The organism is Candidatus Binatia bacterium (assembly GCA_023150935.1).
In the GTDB taxonomy this organism is placed as follows: Bacteria; Desulfobacterota; Binatia; order HRBIN30; family HRBIN30; genus JAKLJW01.
The window spans coordinates 1-26,925 of the sequence record JAKLJW010000042.1; the positions used below are offsets into that span (position 1 = coordinate 1).

Annotated in this window: 22 protein-coding genes; 16 read left to right on the top strand and 6 right to left on the bottom strand. The window is 65.8% G+C overall.

Features of this window, described 5'->3' with window-relative positions; translation table 11 throughout:
- Window positions 1-92: nitrogen fixation protein NifB (locus L6Q96_19015; protein ID MCK6556643.1), on the bottom strand; the 92-nt coding region annotated here is incomplete at its 3' end.
- A 1,424-nt stretch (window positions 93-1,516) separates the two neighbouring features.
- On the opposite strand from L6Q96_19015, the gene L6Q96_19020 reads away from it, so the two are divergent.
- From L6Q96_19020 to L6Q96_19045, 6 genes are all read left to right on the top strand, one after another.
- Window positions 1,517-3,796, top strand: coding sequence for a hypothetical protein (locus L6Q96_19020; GenBank protein MCK6556644.1), 2,280 nt, complete (start codon window positions 1,517-1,519; stop codon window positions 3,794-3,796).
- 10 nt (window positions 3,797-3,806) lie between these two features.
- A complete protein-coding gene (locus L6Q96_19025) occupies window positions 3,807-4,607 on the top strand; it encodes an OmpA family protein (protein MCK6556645.1) in 801 nt (266 codons plus the stop codon).
- Window positions 4,600-5,967 (top strand): EH signature domain-containing protein, encoded by a 1,368-nt coding sequence (locus L6Q96_19030; protein MCK6556646.1) that lies wholly within the window; start codon window positions 4,600-4,602, stop codon window positions 5,965-5,967. Before L6Q96_19025 ends, L6Q96_19030 begins: the two co-directional genes overlap by 8 nt.
- Window positions 5,968-5,980: 13 nt before the next feature.
- On the top strand, window positions 5,981-9,799 hold the full coding sequence (locus tag L6Q96_19035; protein MCK6556647.1) for an SNF2-related protein: 3,819 nt from the start codon (window positions 5,981-5,983) through the stop codon (window positions 9,797-9,799).
- A 457-nt stretch (window positions 9,800-10,256) separates the two neighbouring features.
- Entirely contained in the window at window positions 10,257-11,588 is a 1,332-nt protein-coding gene (gene brxD, locus L6Q96_19040; protein ID MCK6556648.1) for a BREX system ATP-binding protein BrxD, read from the top strand.
- 1,000 nt (window positions 11,589-12,588) lie between these two features.
- Window positions 12,589-12,888, top strand: a complete 300-nt coding sequence (locus L6Q96_19045) for a hypothetical protein (protein MCK6556649.1) — start codon at window positions 12,589-12,591, stop codon at window positions 12,886-12,888.
- Between the two features lie 54 nt (window positions 12,889-12,942).
- Here L6Q96_19045 and L6Q96_19050 read toward each other — a convergent pair whose 3' ends face one another.
- Together L6Q96_19050 and L6Q96_19055 are read right to left on the bottom strand one after the other, a co-directional pair.
- Window positions 12,943-13,182, bottom strand: coding sequence for a type II toxin-antitoxin system HicA family toxin (locus tag L6Q96_19050; GenBank protein MCK6556650.1), 240 nt, complete (start codon window positions 13,180-13,182; stop codon window positions 12,943-12,945).
- Window positions 13,179-13,442, bottom strand: coding sequence for a type II toxin-antitoxin system HicB family antitoxin (locus L6Q96_19055; GenBank protein MCK6556651.1), 264 nt, complete (start codon window positions 13,440-13,442; stop codon window positions 13,179-13,181). The genes L6Q96_19050 and L6Q96_19055 overlap by 4 nt, the downstream gene beginning before the upstream one ends.
- 37 nt (window positions 13,443-13,479) lie before the next feature.
- On the opposite strand from L6Q96_19055, the gene L6Q96_19060 reads away from it, so the two are divergent.
- From L6Q96_19060 to L6Q96_19085, 6 genes are all read left to right on the top strand, one after another.
- Window positions 13,480-13,824 carry a BrnT family toxin gene (locus tag L6Q96_19060; protein ID MCK6556652.1) on the top strand — a complete coding sequence of 115 codons (345 nt, stop codon included), beginning with the start codon at window positions 13,480-13,482 and terminating at the stop codon, window positions 13,822-13,824.
- On the top strand, window positions 13,796-14,047 hold the full coding sequence (locus L6Q96_19065; GenBank protein ID MCK6556653.1) for a BrnA antitoxin family protein: 252 nt from the start codon (window positions 13,796-13,798) through the stop codon (window positions 14,045-14,047). The genes L6Q96_19060 and L6Q96_19065 overlap by 29 nt, the downstream gene beginning before the upstream one ends.
- 469 nt (window positions 14,048-14,516) lie before the next feature.
- A complete protein-coding gene (locus L6Q96_19070) occupies window positions 14,517-15,662 on the top strand; it encodes an AAA family ATPase (protein ID MCK6556654.1) in 1,146 nt (381 codons plus the stop codon).
- 466 nt (window positions 15,663-16,128) lie between these two features.
- Complete coding sequence (locus L6Q96_19075; protein ID MCK6556655.1) at window positions 16,129-16,296, top strand: hypothetical protein; 168 nt, start codon at window positions 16,129-16,131, stop codon at window positions 16,294-16,296.
- A gap of 279 nt (window positions 16,297-16,575) precedes the next feature.
- On the top strand, window positions 16,576-18,321 hold the full coding sequence (locus L6Q96_19080) for an ABC transporter ATP-binding protein/permease (protein ID MCK6556656.1): 1,746 nt from the start codon (window positions 16,576-16,578) through the stop codon (window positions 18,319-18,321).
- Between the two features lie 1,029 nt (window positions 18,322-19,350).
- The gene (locus L6Q96_19085) at window positions 19,351-21,666 is read left to right on the top strand and encodes a hypothetical protein (protein ID MCK6556657.1); all 2,316 of its coding nucleotides are present in this window, start codon (window positions 19,351-19,353) and stop codon (window positions 21,664-21,666) included.
- 146 nt (window positions 21,667-21,812) lie between these two features.
- On the opposite strand, the gene bfr is transcribed toward L6Q96_19085, so the two are convergent.
- Both bfr and L6Q96_19095 read right to left on the bottom strand, forming a co-directional pair.
- Window positions 21,813-22,283, bottom strand: a complete 471-nt coding sequence (gene bfr, locus L6Q96_19090; protein ID MCK6556658.1) for a bacterioferritin — start codon at window positions 22,281-22,283, stop codon at window positions 21,813-21,815.
- 171 nt (window positions 22,284-22,454) lie between these two features.
- On the bottom strand, window positions 22,455-23,696 hold the full coding sequence (locus tag L6Q96_19095) for a S1 RNA-binding domain-containing protein (protein MCK6556659.1): 1,242 nt from the start codon (window positions 23,694-23,696) through the stop codon (window positions 22,455-22,457).
- A 261-nt stretch (window positions 23,697-23,957) separates the two neighbouring features.
- On the opposite strand from L6Q96_19095, the gene L6Q96_19100 reads away from it, so the two are divergent.
- The 4 genes from L6Q96_19100 to L6Q96_19115 all read left to right on the top strand — a co-directional run bounded on the left by L6Q96_19100 (window position 23,958) and on the right by L6Q96_19115 (window position 25,648).
- A complete protein-coding gene (locus L6Q96_19100) occupies window positions 23,958-24,191 on the top strand; it encodes a ribbon-helix-helix protein, CopG family (GenBank protein ID MCK6556660.1) in 234 nt (77 codons plus the stop codon).
- Entirely contained in the window at window positions 24,188-24,601 is a 414-nt protein-coding gene (locus tag L6Q96_19105; GenBank protein ID MCK6556661.1) for a hypothetical protein, read from the top strand. The genes L6Q96_19100 and L6Q96_19105 overlap by 4 nt, the downstream gene beginning before the upstream one ends.
- A 75-nt stretch (window positions 24,602-24,676) precedes the next feature.
- A complete protein-coding gene (locus L6Q96_19110; protein ID MCK6556662.1) occupies window positions 24,677-25,114 on the top strand; it encodes an OsmC family protein in 438 nt (145 codons plus the stop codon).
- 66 nt (window positions 25,115-25,180) lie between these two features.
- Window positions 25,181-25,648, top strand: coding sequence for a hypothetical protein (locus tag L6Q96_19115; protein ID MCK6556663.1), 468 nt, complete (start codon window positions 25,181-25,183; stop codon window positions 25,646-25,648).
- Window positions 25,649-25,652: 4 nt separating this feature from the next.
- On the opposite strand, the gene L6Q96_19120 is transcribed toward L6Q96_19115, so the two are convergent.
- Window positions 25,653-26,888: an acyl-CoA dehydrogenase family protein gene (locus L6Q96_19120; protein ID MCK6556664.1), complete on the bottom strand. Its 1,236-nt coding sequence runs from the start codon at window positions 26,886-26,888 to the stop codon at window positions 25,653-25,655.
- Window positions 26,889-26,925 lie beyond the last annotated feature (37 nt).

The window sequence follows — 26,925 nt, forward strand, 5'->3', positions numbered from 1 at the left end:
CCGCAAAGGAAGGCGCGGCGCACGCAGCGACTGACGCAGTGGTAGTACGGGGTCGCCTCGATATCGATCTGCGTGTAGCGGGGGCTGGGCACGGAGAGAGTGTGGACGTGTATAGGGTTAATGTCAAGGCCCTATACGGCGCTATATGACGGATCTGGTGGATGCGCCCGGCAGACGGCCTCCCCCCAAATCATGGGTGTCTTCGTCTTTCTCGTGGGTGTCTTCGTCTTTCTACCAGCGGAGTGGGCGAGGACTGGTGTTCCGGTCGGCCGCGCGGACGGACGAGGAGCGGCGGCGCCCAACGTCTCGCGCTGTCGCTCGGCCGTGAGGGGGGCAAGATGTTGCCGGCGACGTGAAAGCGCGTGAATCTGGCGCCGGTATTTGGCGGTGTGGGGGCGCGTGGATTTGGCGACGTTGTTGCCGGGGAAGAAGGTGCATGAGCGGAAGCGGATCAGGGGATCTGCAGATACGGTTTTGGCGGGGTCGCACCTCTGCAAGCTGCTGGAACGACTGGATTTCGCCCCGGATTGCCGGCGGTATTCCGGCCTATGGTCGTTTTCACCCGGAAAAGCGCCGAGGAGAAGGAGTGAGTGTGCGACGTTGCCGCCCCTTGCAGCGACCATCCTGCGCCAGAAAACGCGTCAATAAGCCTCCGCAGGGTAGGATCCCGAGCACCGAAACCCTGATGTTTCCGCATCTTGCAATGGTGCGACCCGGCACCGCATGCGCTCAGGTGCGTGCCCGACCATCCCCCGACCGTCGCTTTCCATCTGAGGTCTTGAGGTCCTGGGGTCTTGAGGGCGTGAGGGGCTGGGGCTTGGAGTTCAGACGCGATGGGGGGGCGTCCAGGTCGGCGTGCGTGTCCGACATCGACTCCGAGCACGCGCGTCAAGATGCCCATGCGGTTCCCCCTCGCTATCTGGTCCATCCCGAACACCGATCGGTCCGAGAGACCAACCCGCGCGGCCGGATGCGGACCGAGATCTAGAGCCCGGCGTTTACACCATGCCGCACGTTCCTTCCAGCCAACCCTGCAAGATCTCGCGCCGGTCCGACAATCGCTGGCGTCACTCCGGGGCCTCCGCCGACTTCGCGTTGACACGTCGGGGGCATCTGGCCTACTTGCGTGCCTGTGGTGCGGCCGCGCTGGGTGGGGGCCGCCGCCGTCGTTCCGGTTCTTGTCCATTCGTGTCGGCCCGGTGCGCGTCCCCCACGCAGCGTGCGCGCCGCTTGGCAGGTGACGTGCGGCATGGCGATATCCGATGCATGAAGGGCCGCGAGGGTCATCCCCGCTCGCCCTGAGATCCCGACCCGTGCGGTGCCGGGTTGTTGGACCAACGAACGCGGATCCGTTCGGCCCGAGTAGGGTCCGTCTTCTGACGGCCCGTATCGAAGGCCCCCACTTTGGATGGCGCGACGGTTCATTGGTAGGAGCGCACCGCGTTCGTCTGCGCCTCGAAGGGCGTCCGCCGGGTTCGGGCTCAGGAACTGAGTGGTGTTGGAATCAAGGGGGCACATGGTGAACGTCACGGACATCCTGCGCACGGAATGGGAGTACGTCGGGCTAAAGGCCCCGGCGTTGATCTGGGTCGGCGCCGCGGTGCTGCTGGCCGGGACGGCGGCCCTGTTGTTTCGCCTCTGGTGGAAAGTCCGCCGAGAGAAAGCCCTGCACGGTGACTTGCGGACCAAGCTCGAGGCCGTGCTCAAGGAGTTTCCCCCGCGTCCCGGAGAGGGCTTGATCCTCGACGCATGGGACGCGTTGGATCGCGTCTTCGGGACGGTGCCTTCCCTGCGGGTACCGTGGAGCGCCTACAAGGCAGGGGCGGTCGCGGAAGTCTCCGCGAGTGGGGAAGACCAGTACTGGTCGACGGACAGTGCCGAGGCGAGCTTCACCGACGGCAGTATGATCGAGTCGCGCCTCAATCGCAGCTTCTATGTAGCGGTGCCCGGGCTCGTGACGAGTATTGGACTGTTGCTGACGTTCACGGCGATCCTGATCGCGTTGCTCGGCGTGCGGGTCGAGAAGGACCAGGTGCAGGGCCTCGACCTGCTGGTGGCCGGCCTCTCGGGGAAATTCCTGTCCTCGGTGGTGGCCTTGCTGGGTGCCAGCATCTTCCTGGTCCTCGAGCGACGGCTTTTGCACGGACTGAGTGACAGCCGGCGTCAGCTCGTTGCCACGATCGACGCCATCGTGCCGCGGCGAACGCCGGCCCACATGCTCGCGGCCATGCAGCGCGATCTGCGGGAGGGCTCCGACGCATTCCGGCACTTCAACTCCGACCTGTCCGGGCGGTTGAAGCAGAGCATGAGCGAGAGCATGGGGCCGACGATGACCCGCATGGTGGAGTCCATCGAGGAGCTGAACAAGCACCTGCGGGCCGGAGAGGAGGAGAAAAAACAGTCGCTCACGGGATCGTTCGGCAACCTCGTGCAGGACCTCGAGCGCTCGATCAACGGTACGCTCGAGAAGATGGGCGACCAGTTCAGCACGTCGCTGTCCGGCGGCGCGACGCAGCATTTCGAGGAGGTGGCCAGGTCGTTGTCAGGAACGGCCGCCTTGCTCGAAGGCATGAACGAGCAGTTCCGCGGGACCCAGACGGTCCTGAACGGGTTGGTGGGTTTCGCGCGGACGTCGACGGAAGAGCAGATGGCGCTGGGGCGAACCCAGGTCGAGGAGCTGACCAATGTCCTCCGCCAGCTCATGAAACAGCTCGAAGAGACGGCGGGGTCCTCCGTGTCGAGCATGTCCAGCGCCCTCACGACGGTCGTTCGCGACCTGTCGTCGCAGATCGAGGCGCTCGGCGGCAAGATGGCCGAGACAGTGGCCCGGAGCGCCGGGGCGGCCACGTCGGCGGCAACGCAGGTCGTCGACGATGCCCGCATGACGACAACGAGCTTGCTGCGCGAGATGAACACGCAGTTCCAGAAGAACCAGGATGCGTTGAACGAGATCACGACTTCGATGCGGGCCTCGACGGAGCGGCAGGTGGAGCTCGGCCGGTCACAGATCGAGGACCTGACCGCCGTGCTGCGCCAACTCATGGGGCAGCTGCAAGAGACGACCGGCTCCTCCGTTTCCACGCTGTCGTCGGCGATGGCGACCGTGGTGGCGGAGTTGTCCGACAAGGTGACGGCGTTGGGGAACAACATGGCGGGTGCGCTGACCGAAAGCGCGGGCCAGGCAACCACGGCGGCGGGACACGTCGTTGGCGAGGCCCGGCAGTGGGCGGAGCAGAACGCGCAACAGCTCACGGAGTTGTTGCAGCGTCACGAGAGCCATGTGGCGCGTGTCGAAGCCTTGCAGCAGGTGCTCGACCAGACACTGGCCCGATTCCGCGAGGGCCTCGGTGAATACGCCACGGTCACGGGAGACTTGAAGCGCGTCTCGAGCGAGGTAGGGACGATCGCAACGAAGGTGGTCAACGTCACCGATACCATGCGAACCGTCGAGCGGGGCTTCGAGCAAGTGGCGACGCAGTCCGCCGCGCAGGTCGAAAGCCTCTCCCGGGCGAACCAGCGGCAGCAGGAAACGTGGCAGCGGATCGAGCACAACCTCGTCCAGTACGAGAGGACCTTCCTGCACGTGGACAAGGCAGCCACCGAGTTGCTGACGCAGATCTCCAGCAACCTGCGTGACTATACCCAGGTATCCCAGAAGACGTTCGACACGCTTGTCAGCGTTTCCAACGAAACGATCGGGAACGCCGTGAACAAGCTCGGCGGCGCCATCAGTGAGCTCGAGGAGTATCTGTCCGAGTTCGGCGAGGTGCTGGCGAGAACGCGGCCGACTCGTTGAGGCAGGCGCCGTGGCCACCGAAGACACCGGAACCCACTCGCTCTCCAACTCGTTCACCGACCTCATGACGTCGCTGGCAGTAATTTTCATCCTGCTGCTCGTCGTCCTGGTGAACAACAAACAACAGGAGCTTGCGCAGGCGCAGAAGGACCTCAGCGACGCGCAAAGGCGTCTTGCTGCAGCGGCTGCCGCGACGACGAAGGCGCGACAGGAAATCCTCGCCGCGCTCCGCGGAGAGCTGAACCAGCTTGCGGCGCGTGGCGTGCAGGTGACTGAGGATCCCAAGGATCCGCTGGGATTGCTCGTGGTCGTTCCCGAAGGTCTTCTGCAGTTCGAGCTTGATCGCTCCACCATCCCACCCCGTGGAGAGGGGTTTCTGGCGGAGTTCGTGCCACGCCTCGGCGTCATCGCCTGTTCCAGACGAGAGGATCTCTCGTCGATTGTCGTCGAGGGCCATGCCGACTCCAGCGGCAGCGAGGAGCACAACCTCAAGTTGAGCCAGGACCGGTCGATCGAGGTGGTGCGGGCGAGCTTGGCCGTCCTCAGGGCGTATCCGGAGCTGGCCGGCGTCCCCGACCAATGCTTCCCGGACGAAAGCGATACTCTGGCGAGTCTGCCGCCGGCCAACACGCTCGGCAGTCAAGCACTGCAAACGTGTTTCCTCGACCTCCTTTCGGCAAGCGGTCGCGGTCGACGAGAGCCGTTCGTCGAGAATGGGGTCGAGGATCGCGCGAGGAGCCGCCGAGTGGTGTTCAAGATCCGGGTGCGGTCCTTCGAGCAACGGGACATCGAGGGCTTCCTCAATGGCTGAGCAGGTCGAAGCTGTTGCCGGCGCGAGCGTGGATGCGTCATTGCGCGAACTGCTCGAGACGCTCGAGGATCTGCGTGCGGCGCTGCACGCTCTGCAGGCGGCCAGGCAGCGGACGACGCCGCCCGCCACGGAGTTGCTCTCCCCGCTGGTGAAGGTAGTCGAAGGCGTCGGCGCGGGGCGCCCCGCCCGGCCGCCAGCGTGTCCCGAGGAGTTTCGGGCGCAGTGGGAGGAGTATCTCGGGGGGCAGCGGAAGGGGATTGAGGCGCGGGCGGTCCGGTACCTGTGCTGGGAGCCGGACATCGCGACTGATCCACGGTTCCAGTCGTACCTCGACCGGATCGGGGCCGATCTGCGTCCGCGCGCGCTTCAGGGGCTCGTTCACAGCTGCCACGCTCGGTGGGAGGAGTCGCTGTTTCGGTCGAAGGTGGCAACACGTATCAGGACGCGGGTGGATTCGTATGCCGGGCCCAACCGAGTGGCGCAACGTTGGCGGGCCAACGCGGACCTTGTGCTCGGGGCCGAAGGCCCGGCGCTTCTTGGGAGGCAGTTGCTCGACCAGCGAACCAAAGTGCAGGACTACTGCGGTTCGTTCGCGGTGGATGCCCAGTCGGCGTACGTCATCGCCGGGGTCGGTGCTGCCGTAGCCGCATGGTGGGCGACCGGACTCCGCGACGATGCGACCATGCGCTACGGGATCGACGAGCTGCTCTTCTGGTCCGGGTGGCCGTTGGATCAGTTCTATCGTGTGATGGCCGCGACCCTGCTGTCGCGCGAGGCGGACGCCCCGGCAGTGATGGGTGCCTTGAAGACGCGGATCCTCAGGGATTCTCGGCTCGGCGACCCGCGGCTTCCCGCTGCGAGCACTAACTGGCGCGGGGTGGACGAGAAGGCGCGGCGCAAGGTCATCCAGTGGCTTTCGAGCGACGACATCCGGTTCTTCTTCGAGCACGTGCTACGAACCGGTGAGGATCCGCACGGGCGGAAACGGTTCTGGCTGCGCTACGTGGACAAGGTACAGATGTCCCGGCCGTTGCTGTGCGCAGACGATCGCGCTCGTTTGCGGGCACTGCGTTTGAAGGACCAACCCAGCAACTTTGGCCTCGTGGATGCCCCCACCAGCGCGTTCATGCTCGTGTTTGAACGTCTCTTGATCATCGAGTTCAGCAAGGTGGGCAACGCCTGCTTCGTGTACGAGCCAGCAAGAGTCCGCGACATTCTCGAAAGCTTCTGGACGACCAATGCCTTCCACCTCAGCACGCTGAAGCGACCCCATCACGATGCGGACAGGATTGTGCATCGAGCGGGTTGGGAGTGGAGCATGGACAGGCTTCTAGGCCGGTACGGAATTCGACCGGGGTAGGGGGGTCTAAACCGTGACAGAACGCGGCCCGTGGACTCTCGCCGTTCCCTGCAGCGGTGTGCGCCTCGAAGCTGGTGACGACGGTATGTGGCTCCGAGGCGACAGCGTCGACGTCACGAACCCCGCCCAGCTCCGGTCGACCAAGCCCAGTACGCGACTTGGCCAGTTGCTGCCGACGCTCGTCCCGCAGCTTGTGGAGCTCGGCGTCGCCATCGCCGACGGCGGCGCGATTCGCATCCTGTACGAGGAGTTTGTCACGCTCGAGGCGCGGGAAATCGACGCCTTCGACGATGTCGCCCCCTGGTCGCCGTTCACGCTGCAGCTCGGGGCCACCGGGTGGCTCGGCGGTTCGACCTTCGCCTATACGGTGCGCTTCTTTCTCGGGACACAGGCGGTCGCCGTGCGACGGCTCGGGGCGTTCGTGCGGCGGGGCGAGGCCATCTACCGGCTGGACGGGCAGACCTATGCCCTCCTCGAGGCGATCGAGCGGTTCAACGCCCTGGCGCCGGACGCTCGCTGCGGACCGGACAGCTTCATTCGCTTCGCGGAGGTGAAAGGGCTCGCCACCGGTGTCGGCGTGCAGCTCGACAAGTACATCGCGACGGAGCAGGTATTCGTGCCCCCGCGGGTCGGCCTGAACCTCGTCGTCGAGCCGCAAGGACGCATCTCGTTCGCGCCGACGGTGGACGGGGTCAACGACGAGCAGATGCGGTCGGCGTTCTTCGCCCAACCGGATGTCGACGAGATGTACTCGTTCGACGACGGTCGGGGCGGACGTATCCGCGTCGTGATGGACGATGCGCAGCGCGAAGTCCTGCGCCGCATGCAGGGCGTGCGTCACCTGAGCGGCGTCGAGAAGGCAGAGGTACTGCGGAATCCCGTCGCCGTGTTCGACGGCGTGGCGGACGCCGTGGACCTGAACCTCGAGGCGTTCGGGCCGCGAGTGCGTGGCATTGGCGACTTTCCCTTCGTTGCACAGCCGTACATTCGCCGGGGCACGGGCATTTTCGACGGTCCGGAGGCGGGGCCGCTCGGAACGGGGACCCCGTTCTCGGCCGGTATTCAGTGCGGTTACGCCGACGGGCACAGCGAAGACTTGACCTTCACTTCGAAGGAGGAAGTCATCGAGTTCTGCCGGGCCGTGGAGGCGGCCCGGACCAGCGGCGAAGGCGCCGTCGAGTTCCGCGGCAAGTCGATCATCCTCGACGACGCGTTCGTCGGAGCGCTCGCCGAGCTGCGCGAGCAGGTGATCCCGCCGTCGCGGCCCAAGGTTCCAACGGAGAAGAAGCGGCGCCGCTTTCTACTCATCTATACAAACGAGAACGAGCTCGAGTACGAGGAGCAGCCCGAAACCACCGCAGCGGCCGAAGGGGTGTTGCCCGCGGCCCTGCGGGCCGGGATCGACCTGAAGCCGCATCAGCGACAGGGACTCGCGTGGCTGCAGCGATGCTTCACCATGGGCCGGCACGGCTGCCTGCTCGCCGACGACATGGGGATGGGAAAGACCGTCCAGATCCTCACGTTCGTGGCTTGGCTCATCGAACAGGGCGAGCTGTCGCCCGACGGAACGGACCCGTCGACGCCACCCTGGGATCCGATTTTGATCGTCGCGCCATTGGTGCTGATCGAGAACGAGACCTGGGTGAGCGAGATGCGGGCGTTCTTTGCTGAGGACGGGGCGACGTTTCAGCCGGTGACCGTCCTGCGTGGAGAAGAACTGAAACGGTTACGCCGAGCCGACGCGGGAGGCGGGGAGACGGACATCGGGGCGGCGGTGCTGGATCTCGATCGCTTGCGCGAGCACCGCGTGATCCTGACCAACTACGAGACCGTCACGAACTACCAGCACTCCTTCGCGCAGATGCGGACCCACTGGTCGGTCGTCATCACGGACGAGGCGCAGGAGTTCAAGGTTCCGAACACGAAAATCTCGCATGCGCTCAAGAGCCTTTCGCCCCGCTTTCGAATCGCGGCGACCGGGACGCCGGTCGAGACCCGCTTGCTGGACGTCTGGAACCTGTTCGACTTCCTGCAACCCGGCACGTTGCTCGGCAGTGCGGCGGAGTTCTCGCGCCAGTATGAGCGGGAGGCGGATGACGGGGCGGGCGGTTCATTGGATGCCCTGAAGGGCCGGCTGCGCTTCGGATCGTCCGACGCGTACGTCTTGCGCCGCGACAAGTCGCAGCTGACCGACCTGCCCCCGAAGATCGAGCACGACTTGCACTGCGACCTGTCCCCCGAGCAACGCCAGTGGCACATCGATCTGCTGCGCAAAGTGCGGGCCGGGGGTGAAGGGAGCCATCCGCTGGGCATCATTCACCATCTGCTTCGGCTCTATCAGCATCCGGCGCTCGTCCCGAAGTACGAGCCCGTGCCGGTCGCCGCAGCACTGGCGAGCTGTCCGAAGCTGGCGGCGGTGATCGAGTGCGTGCGGCAGGTGCGGGCTCGTGGCGAGAAGGCGCTCATTTTCACCCGCAGCCTCGACATGCAGCAGCTGTTGTCCCGGGTGCTGGCGGAAGAGTTCGGTTTGGAGGCCGACATCATCAACGGCGCGGCGCCCCGGGGGGACAAGGGGGGCCGGGGGAAGCGCAGCCGGAGCGAGATGGTGCGCCGGTTCCGTTCCATTCCCGGCTTCAACGCCATCATCCTGTCGCCCGATGTTGCGGGCGTTGGCTTGACGCTGACGGAGGCTAACCACGTCATCCATTACGGTCGCTGGTGGAACCCGGCCAAGGAATCGCAGGCGACGGACCGCGCCTACCGGATCGGGCAGACCCGCGACGTGCACGTGTACTACCCGATCGCGCTCGATCCGCAGCGGGAGTTCGAGACGTTCGACGAGAAGCTGCACGCCCTCGTTCGGCGGCGCCGCACGCTGGCGGCGGAGTTCCTCGCGCCCATGCCGAGCGAAGACGATCTGCAGGACGAGTTGCTCGACGATGTCCTCCGGCCGGGTAAGAAGGTGCAACCGGCACCGGCACCGGTTGCGTCCGGCGTGGATCTGCGCAGTGTCTCCCCGGATCGACTCGATGCGCTGGTGGCCGAGTTGGAAGCCGGCGCGGGACGGAAGGTCATTCTCGGACCGCGCGGGGCGGCCGAAGGCGTCCAACTCATTGCCCTTGAAGGCAACAACGTCCGCCTCGTGAATTGCATGGCGACCACCGGCGATACACAGGTCGGCGCCGAAACAATCGCGGAAACCGCGCGGGTGTTCGACGGGTATCGGGCGCATCACTTGCGCGGGATCGGCGGAACGCTGCGAGTGGTTGGCGTCGTGGTGACCCGAGGCACGCTCGGAGCGGACGCTCGGAAGGTGGCGAAGGACCGCGGTTTGGAGGTCGTGGCGGGGCCTGAGCTGCAGGCGCGCTTGCTGACGACGCCCTGTACCCAGGCGGCGCTGGAACTGCGTAACGAAGAGCGTTGCGGGTCGACATCGGACGTCGTTTCGGCCCTCCACCGAGCTCTCGGATCGGGAGGCCAGGGTGCAGCAGTTCCGGCGGCGAATCCCCACGACGAGTGGATCGAAGCGTTGCTGGAGTCGTCCAGGTACCGGGAGCAGACCCGCGCCAACGAGCGTACCGCGTTGCCGGAGGACCGCGTCCGTGTGTTTTTGCGGGCCGTTGCCGAGCGTAGCGGCCGAGTCACGCGCGTCGCGCTGGCGCAGCGTCTCGGTGTGAGCCTGCCGCGGGTCAGCGGTGTGGTGGCTGCGATCCGGAAGGTGCTCAATGTCGAAGGGTACCAGGTGGTCGCGGCGGACGAGGGTTCGGACACGATCGCGCTGAACATGGATCTGCTGCGCGTGCAGTTCGAGCTCAGGGGGCCCAGGGCGTAGAGGCGGTTTGACCAGGGAGTTGACTGCAGTCGCGGGCGAAGACCCGGACGGGGGCCATGCTGGGCCGCGGAGAGAGCGGGTGACGGGCGCCCTTCGAGACGGCCGCTGAGAAAACGCGGCATCCTACCAATGAACCGGCGCGCCCTCCAAACTTGGGGGCCTTCGATACGGGCCCTGAAAAGACGGGCCCTACTCAGGCCGAACGGATCTGGGTTCATTGGCCCAACAAAGCGGCGCCGCGCCGGTCGGGTTCTCAGGGCGAGCGGGTTCCGTACTCACGGTTTCATGAGGTCCCCCGTTTGCCCTCAGAGGGCACGATTCGTTCAGGCGCCGTCTCGAAGGACGCCCGCTGGGCAGGTGCGATGCAACTGACTGCCTGCGGACCCTGCGGGGTTGGCAGTACCTCCGGTCGACCCGGCGGGAATCGGGGTATACTGGTGCGCAGGGGACGACCGACATGCTGAGTCCGCAGCGGCGGCAGGAGATCATTGACGCGTTGCGCCGGGGGACGGTGCCACGGATGGGGCTCGACGCGTTTGCGGTCAACCTCGATCGGTTCTGTGCAACGATCGACGACGAGCTGGCGCGCGTGAAGGCGGGGGGTAGCGCCTTCAAGGCGGTGCGCGGCGAGTACGGGAGCGGCAAGACGTTCTTCGCGCGCTGGGTTCAGGAACGCGCCAAACGCACAGGGTTTGCGACGTCCGAAGTGCAGATTTCGGAGGCGGAGACGCCCCTGCACAAGCTCGAGACGGTGTACCGGCGACTGACGGAGCGGCTCGGCACGAGCGACACACCGGAAGGGGCGTTACGGGCCGTGGTCGACGCGTGGTTCTACACGCTCGAGGAGGACGCGCTGGCCGAGGGCAAGCTGACGGAGCAGGATACGGCGGCGATGCTGGCGCGGACGACCGATCTCATGGAGCAGCGTCTGGCGAACATCACGAAGACGGCGCCGGCGCTCGCGGCCGCGTTGCGGGCCTATCGGCAGGCCCTGGCAGAGCAGGTACCGGCGACGGCAGACGCCCTGATCGCCTGGGTAGGCGGCCAACCGAACGTGTCTGCCCAGGCGAAGCGGGCCGCCGGTATCAAGGGCGACATCGATCATTTCGGCGCGCTGGGATTTCTTCAGGGGTTGCTCGTGATGCTGCGCGACTCGGGCCACGCCGGGTTGGTGCTCGTCCTGGACGAGGTGGAGACGCTACAACGGGTCCGGACCGACGTGCGGGACAAGGCGCTGAACGCGCTGCGGCAGCTCATCGACGAGGTCGATGCGGGCCGGTTCCCCGGCCTGTACCTGGCGATCACCGGCACGCCGGCGTTCTTCGATGGTCCGCAGGGCGTGCACCGGCTGCCGCCGCTGGCGCAGCGGCTACATGTCGATTTCACGACCGAGGCGCGGTTCGACAACCCACGCGCGGTGCAGATCCGGCTGGCGAACTTTTCGCGGGAGGCGCTCTGCGAAGTTGGTCGGCGGATCCGTGACATTTTTGCCGACCACTCCCGAAACGGCGCACGGATCCGGGCCGTGGCGGACGACGCGTACGTCTCGGACCTGGCCGAGGCGGTCGCCGGCAAGCTCGGAGGCCGCGTGGGGATAGCGCCGCGCCTGTTCCTGAAGAAGCTCGTTGCGGATGTGCTCGACCGCATCGACCAGTTCGACGACTTCGATCCGCGGCAGCACTATCAACTGACGGTCGCGACGACCGAGATGACCGACACCGAGCGCAGTGCGACCGGCACGACGGTCGACGACATCGAGATCGAGCTGCCGGAGCCGAGCGATCGATGAGCGTGGAGCGAGAGGGGACCGCCTTGCGTTCACGTCCCGGCTGTCGGTTGCGGGGACGGACAGACCCCGCCGCCGGCCCGGTGGCGGGGTGCCGGACGGATTTTGCGACGGCTCCTGAAACGACGGGACCTCGTCAGTCCGAACGGGAACCCAGGTGTCGGGTCTCGGGTATCGGGCGTCAGGTGTCGTGTATCGAAGATGAGGGCCATCCCCCGTTCGACGCGAGGAGCGGCCGATGCTTGTCCGCATGGGAACGGACGGCCTTGTCCCCGTGCCTGAGGGGTCTGTTGATAAACGGATGCGCTCCTCGATACGCCGCCAAGAAAGGGCGGCTACTCGGGGTGAACGGATCAGGGTGTTTCGAAAAGGGGACGAAAACCCGTTCGGCCCGAGTAGGGCCCGTCTTCTCAGGGCCCGTATCGAGGGTCGGGGCATTGTGAGGCGGGGCATTGTGAGGTGGCACCATACCAACCGGTTGCAATCCCATCGTTCTGCCCTTCGCCGCCGGGCCTCGCGGAGGCGTAGAGGCCCCATTTCGACCCCGGAAACACGGCCGGGGGCCGGCCACGCGGCAACGGACTGGGGGCGCCCGTCGCGCAGCGCAGGGGCGAGGCCGAACTCGCGCGCTACGCGCCGGATGCCCACGCCGTCCACCAACACCCTTCGCCGAATCTCGTATACCTGATCCTCGCTCAGCACCTACCTCCACCTCCTGCTCCCGAGGTGGTATCAGGGCCCGCAGGGTGGGTCAGTTCTTCAGCGTTACGTGGGTCAATCTTCTAGCGCTACGAACATCGTTGATGGGACCCCAGGGCTCCGGTCAAAGTCGCTGACGGAGCCTCGATACGCCGCCAGAAGAAGGCGGCTACTCGGCCCGAACGGAGTCCGGGTCCCGTAATGCCTGAAAACCGTTCGCCCCTCGGTGAACGACTTTGCCGTGGCCCTGGATGGGACCCACCGGGGGTTGGCAGCAGTCCGCGCCCACGATAGAGGATCGGGCATGGCCCGAGTCCGTCGTCCGTTGCCCGGCAGCGCCCGGCTGCTCGTCTCTTTCGCGGCGACGGACGTCGCGATGATGCGGCGGGAGCTGTGTCTGGCACCGTCCTTCTTCGCCGCCGGGGTGGTGGAGGGTACGCGGCTCACCTTCCCCTTCTCGCTCGACGACATCGAAGAGCTGCAGGGGGCCGTGGCCGCCGAAGCCAACCATGCCACGAATCGGACGCTCCGGGACCGCCTCGACCGCATCTTCGAGCGCCTGCAGGAGGTTCTGAATACGTACGACGACGGGAACGACAGGTGACACTCCCGCGGGAACAAGAAAGCCTGTGCGTCTCCGCATCAGGCGTTGGGTGCGTCACCGGCTGAGGCCAGGTCTCTCCACGTCGGCGTCGGTCCAGTCCGCATCGCCGATCATGGCCCGCAGGGTCCCCTGGGGGAAGGTGTCGCCCGGATGGTGGTAGGCAATAACGACCCGGCGACCGTCCGGATGGCGGTAGATCCGGTGGCTTCCGGTCGTTCGCTTGCAGACAAAGCCGTCCTTCTCGAGAGCGCGGATCAGCTGCCGGGCGGTGATACCCCGGAGCGTCTCCCTCATGCGCTCACGACCACTGCCGGCGTATCCATCTCGGTGATCCCCCGCTCTGGGTCGACCGGAATCGGTTCGCCGGTTTCACGGAGATCGGCAACGTAGAGTTCGATGGCTTCCCGCGCGTTCGCCAGGGCCTCGGCTTCGGTGTTGCCCCAGGTGTGGCAACCCTTCAGGGCGGGACAGGAGGCGTGGAACGCCGGCCGTTGCCCGGCAGGGCGGAGATTCCGCGCCGGCGTCGGCGCCGCCCGCGACCCGGCCGGTCGCATTGACCGGGCAAACACATGAGATGTATATGATGAAGCTATGCGTTTCGTTGCCGACGCGGAGGCCGAGCATTGGCTGCTCGGCCTCCGCGGGCGTGTTTCGGAGCTCGATTGGGATGCTGGCAATCGCACCAAGAACCGGAAGCACGGCGTTGAGCCGGAAGACGTCAGCGCGTTGTTCCGCGGGGACGTGTACTTCGCTGGCCGCATCGTCGAACCCGCGCACGCCGAGTTGCGGTGGCTCGTGCTCGGCGCGGATGGCAGTGGCCGGCCCCTCGCGGTGATCTTCACGCGCCGGGGCGATCGGGTGCGCCCGATCAGCTGCCGGCCCATGCGTCGCAAGGAGAAGTCGCTCTATGAAGCCGCGATCCGCAAAGAAGGCTGACGCTGCGGGCGTCGATGCGCAGATCCGGGAGTTTCGGCGCCGCGATCTCGGCGAGGACATCGCCCGGTCGGGCGCCGGCAAGGTGCTGCGACGGACGCGCACCACGTCGATCGCGTTGAGCGAAGACCTGATCGCGAAGCTCCGCGCGAAGGGAGCGAAACGCGGCCTTGGCTATCAGACGCTGCTCAAGATGATCGTCATGGAGCACGTCGACGAATACTGAGTGGCGGAAGGTTCGACACCCACCCGACCGGCGGGCTCCGCAGGGGGCGCGTGTATGGTGGTCTCGATCCGGGGTCGGACCAGCGCAGGTGGCTGGAATGACAGGGGTTGCGCGGAGATCCAGGGCTGATTTCGAGCTTGCGGCGGCGGTTCTGGGGGCAGAAACACGCCGCAGGGGGTCCGCGCGGCGCCTACGCTCCTCCCGTCTTCGTCCGGGTGCTGCGTCCGGCGCGGTTCCCGTTGCGGTTCAGTGATCGGCTTCGACCCGGCCCCGAAACCCGTGGTCGCCAGAGTGTACCGGATGAGGGCGTTGCCTACTACGGCACCGACCCCCGCTCGAGCTGACCGGCTCGCCGCCAGACATCCCGCACGGGCGGCGCAACGGCATCGCGATCGACGGCGGCGCCGCCTCCGGCAACCGGCGCGTCCGCCGATTTGTCGCTTTCGATTATCATGATAAACAGTGCCCGATGTTTCGTCGGGCCCTTCAGCTTCCGCCCGCCGGCCGCGCGACCTTCTTTCTGTGGGGACCACGGCAGACCGGCAAGACCACGCTCCTGCGCGCCACGTACCCGGACGCCTTCTGGGTCGATCTCTTGAAGGCCGACGAGTACCGGCGGTACCTCCAGAACCCGGAGCGACTCCGGGAAGAGCTGGCCCTGGTCTCGCCGCAGCAGGTGGTCATCGACGAGGTGCAGAAGGTGCCGGCACTGCTCGACGAGGTACACGGCCTCCACGAGAGTCGGGGCCTGCGGTTTGCGCTCTGCGGGTCCAGCGCCCGCAAGGTGCGGCGGGGTGGGGCGAACCTCCTCGGGGGGCGCGGCCTGCGCTTCGAGCTCCACGGACTGACGGCTGCGGAACTGGGCACGAGCTTCGATCTCGATCGGCTGCTCAACCACGGCTATCTGCCACGCATGGTCGCCGCCGCCACGCCGGTGCCCCTCCTCGACGCGTACGTCGCCGACTACCTGAGAGAGGAGATCGCGGCCGAGGGTCTGGTTCGCAACCTGCCGGCGTTCTCCACCTTCCTCGACGTGGCGTCGTTCTCGGATACCGAGTTGGTGAGCTTCGCCAGCATCGCCCGCGACTGCGGGGTCTCGCCGCCAGCGATCCGGGGCTACTTCGAGATTCTCGTCGACACCTTGCTCGGTCGGTGGCTTCCCGCCTACACGAAGCGGCCCAAACGCCGCGTCATCGCCGCCTCGAAGTTCTACTTCGCTGATGTCGGCGTGGTAAACCAGCTGGCTCGGCGCGGCACGATTCAACGGCGCTCCGAGCTCTTCGGGAAGGCGTTCGAGAACTGGGTTTTCCACGAACTGTGCGCCCACGACGCGTACCGTGGCACGCGGGCGGCGTTCTCGTATTGGCGGCTGGCGAGCGGGATCGAAGTCGACTTCATCGTGAACGATCTGGCTGTCGCCATCGAGGCCAAAGGGACGGCCAACGTCACGGCGGACCACCTCCGCGGCCTGCGCGAGCTCGCCAGAGATCACCCCCGCACGGGCCGCCGCATCGTCGTGTGCCTGGAAGCGCGTCCGCGCCGCACCGACGACGGCGTCGAGGTGCTGCCCGCCGCCGAATTCTGTCGACAGCTGGCCGCCGGCGCGCTGTTTTGATCGCTGCGAAGACGGGCCGCCCCAGTCGGACCACGGACCACGGCTCGATGGCGGAGCACTGCGGGACAACGCCCCCCCCCACCGGGACGGTAGCGGGAACACGTTGGCCGCCCACCCGACCGGGGCTACGAATCGCGGGCGTCCACCTGGGGGGGGCGAGCCACTGTTCGGGACGGGGAGTTTGTGAACAAATCTCCTGGCAAGGCGCTGATCCCGTTCGCCCCGCGTAGCGGCCCTTCTCTCGGGCCGCGTATCGAGGGGCGTTTTGCCAGGCGGATCAGCCGCCTGGCGTCCCTCGATACGCGCCCTGAAAGAACGGGCGCCACTTGGGACGAACGGCGTGGAGATCCGTCGTGTGATTTTTTCACAAACTCGAGGGGCGACGAGGCCGCGGTTGGACCAGGCTGCGGTCCGCGGTTGGACCAGGCTGCGGTCGCACCAGCGCAGGTGGCTGGAATGACATGGGTTGCGCGGAGATCCAGGGCTGATTTCGAGCTTGCGGCGGCGGTTCTGGGGGCAGAAACACGCCGCAGGGGGTCTGGGCCGCGCGGTGGTCATCATGCGCCCGCACGCGTCCGGCAAGTTGATACCGCGCGTCGTCGGCGCCGAGCAGTTTCTCAAAGGCAATGGTTGAGCGGCGAAACGTCGGACAGCGGGACGATCTGCGTCCTGCCGTGTGTCGAGCCCTGTCGGAGCTATGAGGCCGACCGCAATCGGGACAAGAAGCCGCTCGAGCTGCACCTCGGCACGCGCCAGTGCCTGCCCCGTCAGATGTTGGTACGGCGATAAATCGCGGTGACGTCTGGCATCGGGCGTATATACTTACAGTCCCGACCTACCGCCAGCCGGTCGGGCATGTGGATGACGGCCGGAAGTGCACGCCGGAACGACCGCATCGGACAGGGGAGGGACCGTGCCGCAGGGACGCCACGCCGGCCATTTCGATCGACGCTTTGTCCGTCATCTGTTTGGGTTGACGCGGATCTACTGGACCTCGCCCGAGGCGGCGAGGGGCGCTCCGTTGCTCGCGCTATGCGTCGCCATGGAGCTTGGCCTCGTCTACGCGAACGTTAGGCTGGCGTGGGCGAACGGCCGCGTATTCAACGCCGTACAGAACAAGGCGTGGGCGGAGTTCGTGCACGCCATCGGGATCTTCCTCGGCGTGGCGCTGGTGGTCGTGTCGATCGCGACCTACCGGATTTACTTCCGGAACATCCTGCAAATTCGCTGGCGGGAGCAGATGACGCAGTACTTCCTGGGCCGCTGGATGGGGCCGTACGCGTATGGGCATCGCGAATTGCACCATCGCGACACCGACAACCCGGACCAGCGCATTGCGCAGGACATTCAGAGCTTTGTGGCCAGTGCGCTCGGGTTATCGCTGTCGCTGCTGTCCGCGGTCGCCACGCTGGTGTCGTTTGCCGGCATGCTGTGGACGTTGTCGGGGACGTGGCCGTTGCGCATCGGGGAACGCGAATTCTGGATACCGGGACTCATGATGTGGGTAGCGATCGCCTACGCGCTGGTCTCGATGTACCTGACCCACTGGGTTGGTAAGCCGCTGGTCGGCATCAACTTCGACCGCCTCCGCTTCGAGGCTGACTTCCGCTACGGCCTGGTGCGCTTTCGCGATCACATCGAGGCCGTCGCACTCGCCCGTGGCGAGGCGGTGGAGCGGCAGACGGCAATGCAGCGCTTCGGTGCGGTTGTCGGGAACTGGTGGGGGCTGATCACAAAGCAACGGAACCTCGCCTTGCTGACGAGCGGCATCGGCCAGGCGAACGGGCTCGTTCCCTTGCTCGTAGCCGCCCCGGCGTTCTTTGCCGGGCGCATGTCGCTGGGCGGGGTGACGCAGACCGGGATCGCCTACGGGCAGGTGTCGGGGGCGCTGTCGTGGTTCGTGGATGCGTACCAGGAGATTGCTGCGTGGCGCGCAAGCATCGAGCGACTGGCTACCTTCAGTGAACTGCTGGACGCTACGCGAACCGAGGTCGAGCGTCCGGACGCCATCCACGTTAAACCGATCGCGGAGAACGAGTTGCGGCTCGTGGATCTGTCGCTGGCACAGGCCGACGGCAGCGTGTTGACCGGTGAGATGAACGCGACGATGCTTGCGCGCCACCGCGTCGCGCTGCTGGGTCCGCCGGGTGTCGTCAAGACAGCGTTGTTTCGGGCGATCGCCGGCATCTGGCCATTCGGACACGGGAGCGTGGAGATGGCCGCCACGGCGCGTGCGCACTTCCTCGCCAACCGGCCGTATCTGCCTTTGGGGACGTTACGGGAAGCGGTCTCCTACCCCGATCCCGCCGGTACGTACACGGACGCGGCGATTCGGGAAGTGTTGGATCTCTTCGATCTCGGAGCTCTCGCGGACCGTTTGGACAAGGCGGGGTCGTGGGATCAGCAGCTCTCCGGCGACGAACAGCAGCGGTTGATGTTCGCGCGCGCTGTGCTTCATGCGCCGGACTGGTTGATAACTGACGACGCAACAGCGGCGCTCGATGATGCGACCGAGCGCCGTATTTACGAGGTGCTCGGCCGCCGCCTCCCGAATGCGACGGTGCTGTCGATCACCAACCGGCCGAGTGTCGCCGAGTACCATCAACGGCGCTGGGTCTTGCAGGTCGACGAGCACGGGACGGCGTCTCTCCGGACGTAGCGCCGGAGGGAGCGTGATCGCCGGCCGAGCGCGAAGAGCCGATCGGCTGCCTGCCGGCGTTGTTCCCCGAGCTGGAAGGGGACGCCGCATGGCAGCGTCTCGTCCAAGACGCGAGGCCTCGCCGCCGGCTCACGGCGCTGCTGGATGAGGTCGAGCAAGCCAATCGAAGCGCGCCCGGCGCGTTTCCGGAAATGTGCGACACCGAGTTCGATCGACACACGTGACCTCGCGCGTACCGCGCCAGCAGCGCCGCGTCGATGCGTTCGCGCAGCGGCTGCGGATCGAGTTATTCGCGCCGGGTTGCCACCTCGAAGCGCCCGCGCGCAGCATCGTCGCGCCCGTCGAGCGGGCGCCCCCGTATGAGTGCTCGCTCGCGGAAGAGGACGAAGGCGCCGTTCAACACGACGACCTCGACGTCGGACCGACGAAACACCAGTATGAGGTCCGAGACCGCGCCTGGATGATTCCCGGCGCAACGGCGGCGACGAGACCGTGCCGTTTGGCACGCGGGAGCGACGAGAGTGTGCCGTTTGGCATGCGGGAGCGAAAGGACGGGAGCGCCGGGGCGCTGGGCACGCGTCGTGCTCAACCGAGACGGGCACGGAGGTCCGAGTGCGTCGAACGGTGTTCCTGCTGGTCCTGACGGCGGCGGCCCGGCTGCCAACGCGCTCGACCTCGGCTACCTGCCGAGCCGGGACACGTCCGTCTACTGGAACCGGTCGGGCTCGCCCACCGGCGATGATAGCGGCCTCCAGCCGTGGGCGTACGACGGCCAGACGGCGCAGCTCGCGGATCTCGCGGGCGGCCAGCTCTACGACGCCGCGCCCGGCTCCTCCTCTTACTCCGAATCTCAGTTACGACCTGTCGTAGTGATTCGCGATCTTAATGACCGTACCTCACACTTTGTTGTCCGAGAGCCATTTCCCGCGTATACGAGGTGGAGACATGCGTGGAGCTATGCTTGGGGATTCAGTGCCGTCGGGAACATCTCGAACAAAGCGGCAACGGTCTCTGGCGCGAGCCAGCGGCTTGGGAATCACCTTCGCCCTGTTGCTGACAATGACTATTGGTTGTGGCTCGTCCAATCCGCAGCCAAGTTCCAATATCCATTCGGGATCGCATTTTTCTCCGGTCAAGCCGTTCCTATCGCCCAACACCGTATGGCATCAGCCGGTAAGCCTCGCCGCGCCGGCGCGCACCGGTATGGGCGTTGTCGGCGCGGGCAATGCAAGCACCCCGGCTCTCGATCACTATTTTTTTCTGGTCAACGGCGTCATGTCTGACGGCGCCCCCCTACCGACCGGCCAGAACGCGCCGGCCCCCTCGGCAACTCCGATGGTACTTACGGTGAACGGTGTTGCTCCCGAGGGTGCGACCAATCCGAACGGGGGCACCGCAGTCGGCCTGACCGTGCTGGGCGCCGGTGTAGGAACCGGTGCCCAGTTGTGGAAGGCGGTCCAGGGACCACAGGCGGGCACTTTCTACCTCCGCAGCGCGGAGAGCTTTACCGTCAGTCAGACAAACCCGGGCACGTTCAGCATGCTGGGCGGCTACGGTGTGCAACCGGTGGCGCCCCTGGAACTTGGCTATATCCCCGGCTGGGGTGCGGCGCTGTCCTGGAACCAGCAGGGTTCCCCGACCGGAGACATGAGCGCCTTTCAGCAATGGATCTATGACAGCACTACGGCACAACTGACCAATCAGCAGGGGAGCGGCCAGCTTTATGCCTCTTCATCGACCGTCGACGTCGCCGCGCAAGCGCCCGCACCCGCTAACCAGTGGTACGCCTATCCCAATTACTTTCTCGAGCAGGTTGTTAATCAACCCAACTCAAGTCCGCCGTTCCCCGCCCCTACTACCGACAGCGTGGCCGGTACCGACGCCGCCGGGGAGCAGGCCGCCTATGACTATCTCAGCAGTCAGATCCTGGGCGCCGCGGTCAATCCGAGCTGTAACTACGAAGGAACTACCTACACCGGCATCCGCTGCGAGTATAGCAATCTCAACGCCTTGTCGACCCTGACCGAGTGCGCGGCATTGACGTCTTCGCTCAATCCGCCAAAGAAACCGACGTCATACAACGGGGTCGCCATTTCCTCCGCTGACTGGACGGCGGTGTATCAGCAAATCCATAATGAATGCCAATACGCGGCAAGCGTGCAGACCATGTTCTCGAACTTCAACGACATCCTGAACTTTGTTTTTATCGAGAATTCGGATGCCATCTTGCCGCTGGCTATCGATGTCGGAGTGTCAGCTAATCAGAGCCTCAACGTGGTGCCCATCGAGATCATCGAAGGGATCGTATATACCGCGCTGAGCGCGGTGGGCTCTGTCGCCGGCGGAGGCGGGGGCGCCGCCGTCGGAGCGTTTGCGAACCTCATCGAAACGGCCACCGACAGCGCGCTTGCCGCGCAGCCGGCCATCGGTCAACAGATGGCTACGACCGTGGGCAACCTGTACACCGACCTGGGCCAACAGTTTCAGGTTTTGCAGCAGCAGGCAAACAATGGCGAGAACGCTATCCTGCAGGACTGGGGTAGGCTTTCGGCGATCGGACCGCTGACTGAAATCAACGGCTACAACGGGCTGGGTTTGACCAGCGCCGATATTACGGCCATCGAGGCCCAGGCCATTCAGGGCTACAAGGTCGCGGTCATGCAGCTCCTGATGCCGTTGGAATACAGTCTGTGGGCGTCGTTTGCGAACGCGGGTCCGCCTACCGGGCTGGACACCAGCACCTATAATACCTACAGCTATTCGACGTTCGGTAGTAATACCGCGAACAATAACACGGCTAGCTTCAGCACAGATGGTGTTCGGTCGAACACTCCATCGCTGCAGGTTATGCAGACTGACATCTTCGACAACGGCGCCAATCCGTTCGAGGTCTTCAACGGGCTCAATGGCTGGGCTGCGCTCACGGTCAATTTCGACAGCGGAGAGAATTGCAGTATCGCCGCAATCACCCTGTTCAATGCGACCGCGAACGACTTTACGGTCGGCCTCATACCGTCGGAGGGCACCATCGCCTATCCGGGATGCTCGCAGGTAAGCTGCGAATCTAGCTACGATAGCTTCGAATTGCGCCCTTACGGCTATTTGACCATGTATGCGGGAGCGAATACCTCAAAGGAACATCTCCAGACAACGGCGAATATCTATCTCGCAGGCGCGCAAGTTGGATCCCTGTCGGTCGAGGGACAGAATTTTTGCTACGATTCGGCAACAATAAGCGGTACGGCCACTGCGAGCGCCGGCTCCGGCTTCAGCTTTACTGATGTCGGGACGAAGGTTTCGACCCAATTTGGCGATGGTGGCGTTTGGACCACCATTTATCAATAGAGCTTGGCAATTCCTCGATAGCGCGTCCCGAGGCGCGGAACGAAACAGGCTTTCACTCGGCGCAGACATGCGGCACGACGCCAGCGCGTCGCCCGAAGCCCCGGTCGTTGCGGGAATGACGGGGCCCGCGCCGGAGAAGAAGCCGGTTACTTGCGGATTTGTTCGGCGAGGTAGTTCTGCTCGCCGGCCTGCTCGATCAGTGTGCGCTGCGCCTCGAGCCAGTGGAGCAGATGTTCCTCCGAACGGAGCAGGCGTTCGAGGAGTTCCCGGGAGCCGTTGTCGCCGACCTTCACCGTGAGCGCCATCGCCTTGTTGAGCCGCGATATCGCGCCGGCGACCAGCACGTTGTCGGCCGCAAACTGCGCCGCCACCGTCTGCCCGACCTTCACCTTCGGGGCTCGCTGCACGTCGGGCTTGCCCTGCAGGAACAGGATGCGCGCGATCAATTCGTGGGTGTGTTCGAGTTCGTCCGCGGCGTGAGCGGCGCGCTGCTCGGCAAGACGCGCATAGCCCCAGTACGCGCACATGCGCGCGTGCACGAGGTACTGGTTATGACCGGTGAGCTCCGTGGCGACGAAGTCGTTGAGCGCGTCGATAACTTTGCCGTTTCCCTTCATGTCCACCTCCCGATGGTCACGGCGCACATAGCCCAATATCACCGGGCGAAGCGAGCCCCAATCGGCCCCCGTCTCCGTGGCGGCATCCTTGACTCAGTGGCGCAGGCACATGTCGCGCCACGCTGGCCGGGGGCGGTCTCGGCCTTACGGACGCGACCCGGGCGGCAAGGGTTACTTGCCGGTGCGCCCCGGTTTCGACGCGGCGAGCAAGTCGCCGAACGTCCCGAGGCTGTGCTTACGGTTCATGCCGTCGACCGCGGCCTGCTCCTCGGCACGGGCGCTTGCCTCCTGCGTATCGCGTTCTCGGCGCGCCTGCTCGACCATCGACAGGGTGAGGCGGCGCTGCCCCGGGTCGACCGCGAGCACCGTGACCTCGACGCGGTCCCCGACGGCAACGACCTGACGCGGATGGGAGACGCGCCGGTCGAGCGCCAGCTTCGAAACATGCACGAGGCCGTCGAGCCCGGGGGCAATCTCCACGAACGCGCCGAAGTTCTCGAGACGACGGACGATGCCGGGCACCGTCGCGCCGGCGGGGAAGCGCTCGCCAGCCGTCGCCCACGGATCGTCCTCCAGCGCGCGCATCGAGAGCGCCACACGCGATCGTCCGCCTTCGGGTGCCGGCTCGACCTTGAGCACCTTGACGACGACAGATTGGCCGGACCGGAGGACTTCCGACGGGTGGCCCACGCGGCCGTAGCCGATCTCGCTGACGTGGATGAGACCCTCGACCTCGCCGAGATCGACGAACGCGCCGTAGTCCTGCACGGAGCTGATCCGTCCTTCCAGTACGGCGCCGACGTGAATCCGCTCCCAGGTCGCTGCCGCCTGCTCGGCGGCCTCGTCTTCGAGCAGGACACGCCGGGAGACCACAATGTTACGGCCGCCGGCGTCGATCCTGGTGACGCGGAAGCGAAGGCGCTGCCCGATGTAGGCTGCCGCCTCGCCGCGGCGGCGGTCGATCTGCGACCCCGGACAGAAGGCGCGCACGGGGCCGATCTGCACCTCGAAGCCGCCCTTGTTCTCGCCGGTCACCAGCCCTTCCACAGCGATCCCGTGGGCCATCGCCTGTTCGAGTTCGCCGGGTACGTGGCCGCCGCGGCCAACGGTGCGTTTGAGCACGATGGTGCCGGAGGTGCGGCCGTCGTCGACGACGGTGGCCTCGACCTCGTCGCCGATCGCGAGGTGCGCCTCCCCACCGGTCGGGTCGCGAAACTCGGTGAGGTCGATCACGGCCTCGCCCTTGCCGCCGATTTCGACGAAGGCCGTGCCGGCGCCAAGCGCGATGACGCGCCCGCGCACGACGTCGCCGGCGGCCACGCGCTGTCGTTCGTTAGCTTCACTGGCGGCCAGCAGGGCCGCGAAGTCATCGGCCGTGCCGCCGGGAGTCTCGTCGTCGTGTCGATCGCCCATGTCTATCCCCATCGAAACAATATTACCCACAGAACGGCACCGATGAACACCGCCCCCGGGGGGTCGAGAGGCGGCGCCACAGCGGACGTTCATCTTCTGGGTCGGCGCGGCGATGGCGCACGAACCTTCTACCGGACCATTGACGACCTCGACCGGCCGGTGCCGGCGCACGCCCGCAACCCGGATGCGACCGAGCCTGAGCTGGGAGAGGGATGCACCCGTTGCTTGATTCCGATATCACGACTTTTTAGTGTGAGAGCAATGATCCGTACCCAGATCTCGCTGGATGAGGAAGCCTACGAGGATGCGAAGCGCGAAGCACGTGCGCAAGGGATCTCTTTGGCCGAGTTCCTGCGGCGGCTGGTGGCTGCCGGGGTGCGGGATCGCCGCACGCGAGAGCGGCCCTGGATGCGCCATGCTGGAACGGTGGCGTCCGGGGATTCCGCCGCGAGTCGCAGCGTAAACGCCGTCGTTTACGGTCGCCCGCGTCCATGAGCGCTCCAGCGGTCTTTCTGGCCAGCGGGATCTTTATCGCGTTCCTCGATCGCAGCGACCGGTTTCACGGGGCGGCCGTGGATCTGTTCTCCAATCCGCCGGGCCGCTGCCATTCCTCGCTTGCCGTGGTGGCGGAAACATACGGATGGTTCTTGCATCGGCTTGGCGAAGAGGCGGCGCGCTCGTTCCGATTGGCGCTGGCAGACTTCTCGTGGCTCAAGCTGCTCGATCTCGACACCGCTCACCATGCCGCGGTGATCCGCAAACTCGAGCGCCTCCGTGGCCACAAGCTCACCTATGTGGACGCATCCAGCCTGGTGTTCTTGCATCAATTGCGCATCCGTGACGTGTGGGGGACCGACCGCGACCTGGGTATCGAAGGCGCGCGGGTGGTGCCAGGGGGGGCGTAGCCGTCTGGCGCCCGCCGCGGATGGGTTGGTCGAGGGCGGGACTCGGGATAGGCTGGGGTCGGGAGGAGAACCTGCATGGCAGACCTGGTGCACCATTACGAAACGCGCGCCGAGTGGACCGCCGATCGACGCGGTACCGTGTCGGCCCCGAATCGGCACACGATCGAGTTCGGTGCGCCGCCCGAGTTCGGCGGCACCGACGACGTCTGGTCGCCGGAACACCTTTGCGTTGCCGCGGTTAACACATGCGTTCTGCTGACGTTGCTGGCCGTGGCCGCCAACTCGAAGGTTCCCCTCAAGGCGTGTTCGGCATCGGCAAGCGGAACGCTCGAAAAAGTCGAGGGACGCGGCCCGGTCATTACCCGCGTCGCGGTTAAACTCGCGGTCACTATCGGCCCGGATGTCGCCCGCGACAAGGTCGACCGCCTCATCAAGATCGCCGAAAAGAACTGTTTCGTGTCCAATTCCCTGCAAGCCAGCGTCTCGGTCGAGCCCGAAGTGGTCGTTGCCTGAAGGGCAGAGGTGTCGTGTGACAGTGGCCCGTTTTCGTCGTACCCTGTAACTCAGGAGGACCGGGCTATGAAACGAGTCGCGATCGCCGCTCTGTCGGCGTTGGTATTGGGTACGACGACTGCGTGGGCGGCCCCACAGGCGCCGATAATCGAGCCCCCGCACGTCCAGGCCAAGGACGTCGGCTACAGTCTCGGCGCGGCTGCCGTCAACGTCGTCTACTTCCCCGTCCGCCTGGCCGTGACCACCCTCACGGCGGCGGCCGGCGGGTTCACCGGATTCATGATCGGCGGCGACCCCGAAGCCGCGGCGGCGATCTGGGATTCCACGGACGGTCAGGCGTACATCACCCCGGAAATCCTCGACGGCAGCGAACCGCTACGGCCGTTTGTGCGACCCGAAGACCGCTACGTCGGCGCGCTCGATGCGTCCGCCGGCGACGGCGATACGGAAGCCGAAGCGACGGTGGCCGGGGCCTCGATCGACGAGACAGGCTACCGGTCCGACGACACGATCGAGACGCCGGAAACCGAATGAGGCCTCAGAACTCGCCCGCGAGCAAACTGCGGGCGATTTGCGACGTCTGGATCTCGTCGGTACCGCCGTAGATCTGCAGCACCCTGGCATCGCGGAACAACTGCTCCACCTTGTATTCCGCCATGTAACCGTTGCCGCCGAAGAGCTGCACCGCCTCGGTACAAACCTCCATCGTCGCCTGCGCGGCATAGAGCTTGTTCGCCGAAGCCTCCGCGAACGACATCCGCTTGCCCCGCGACGCCATCTCGATCTGGCGGAACAGCATGTTCTGCATGTTCATGCGCGCCACGGCCATCCTGGCCAGCTTGAGCTGGATGAGTTGAAACTCGCCGATCGGCTTGCCGAACTGCACGCGCGTGCGGGCGTACTCTGTACACAACTGCAGGCAACGCTCGACAATCCCGTACGCCATCGCGACGACGCCGGAGCGCTCCGATCCGAAGGTCGACTTGGCTCCCTCGCGGCCTCCGGCCGCGGCTTCGCTTTCGCCCATCAGGCGGTCGCGGCCGCAGCGGACATCTTCGAGGAACAGTTCGCCAGTCGGCGACGAATGCATGCCCATCTTCCGGAGGGGCTTCGACTGATGCAGGCCCGGCATGCCGCGGTCGAGGATGAAGCTGACGACCTGGCGGTCGCGTGGGTCGGCCTCGCCCTGATCGAGCTTGCAGATGAACACGATGGTGTCGGCGTACGGACCGTTGGTAATGAAGGTTTTCTGGCCGTTGAGCACGTACTGGTCACCGTCCCGGCGTGCCACCGACTTCATCGCTCCGAAGGCGTCGGAGCCCGACCCGGGTTCGGTGATCGCCCACGCGCCGATCTTTTCCAGAGTCAACAGCGGCAGTGCCCAGCGATCCTTCTGGGCCCACGTACCCTTCGCCATTATCGCTCCGGCAGTGAGGCTCATGCTGACCCCCATGGCCGTGACAATCCCAGGGCAGTACTTGGAGAGCTCGATGACCGGAATGAGCTGCATCGCCACCGCGTCGCCGCCGCCGTTGGCCGCGCCGGTATCCGGCGTCGCCGGCGTTTCCTCGCCGCTGCGAGCGCGGCGCTTCATCGTCTCGTAGCGGGTGCGGGCCGCCTCGGCGACCCCGAAGGTGTTCACCAGCTTGCGCATGATGTCGTAGGGCGGCAGGTCGCCGTGTTCCAGCGCTTCGAGATTCGGCTCGATCTCGGTGCCGATGAAACGCCGCACCATGTCGCGAATCATCACGTGTTGCTCGCTCCATTCGATCATGTGGGAACGCTCCTCGCGGCGGGTATTGCTCCGTACC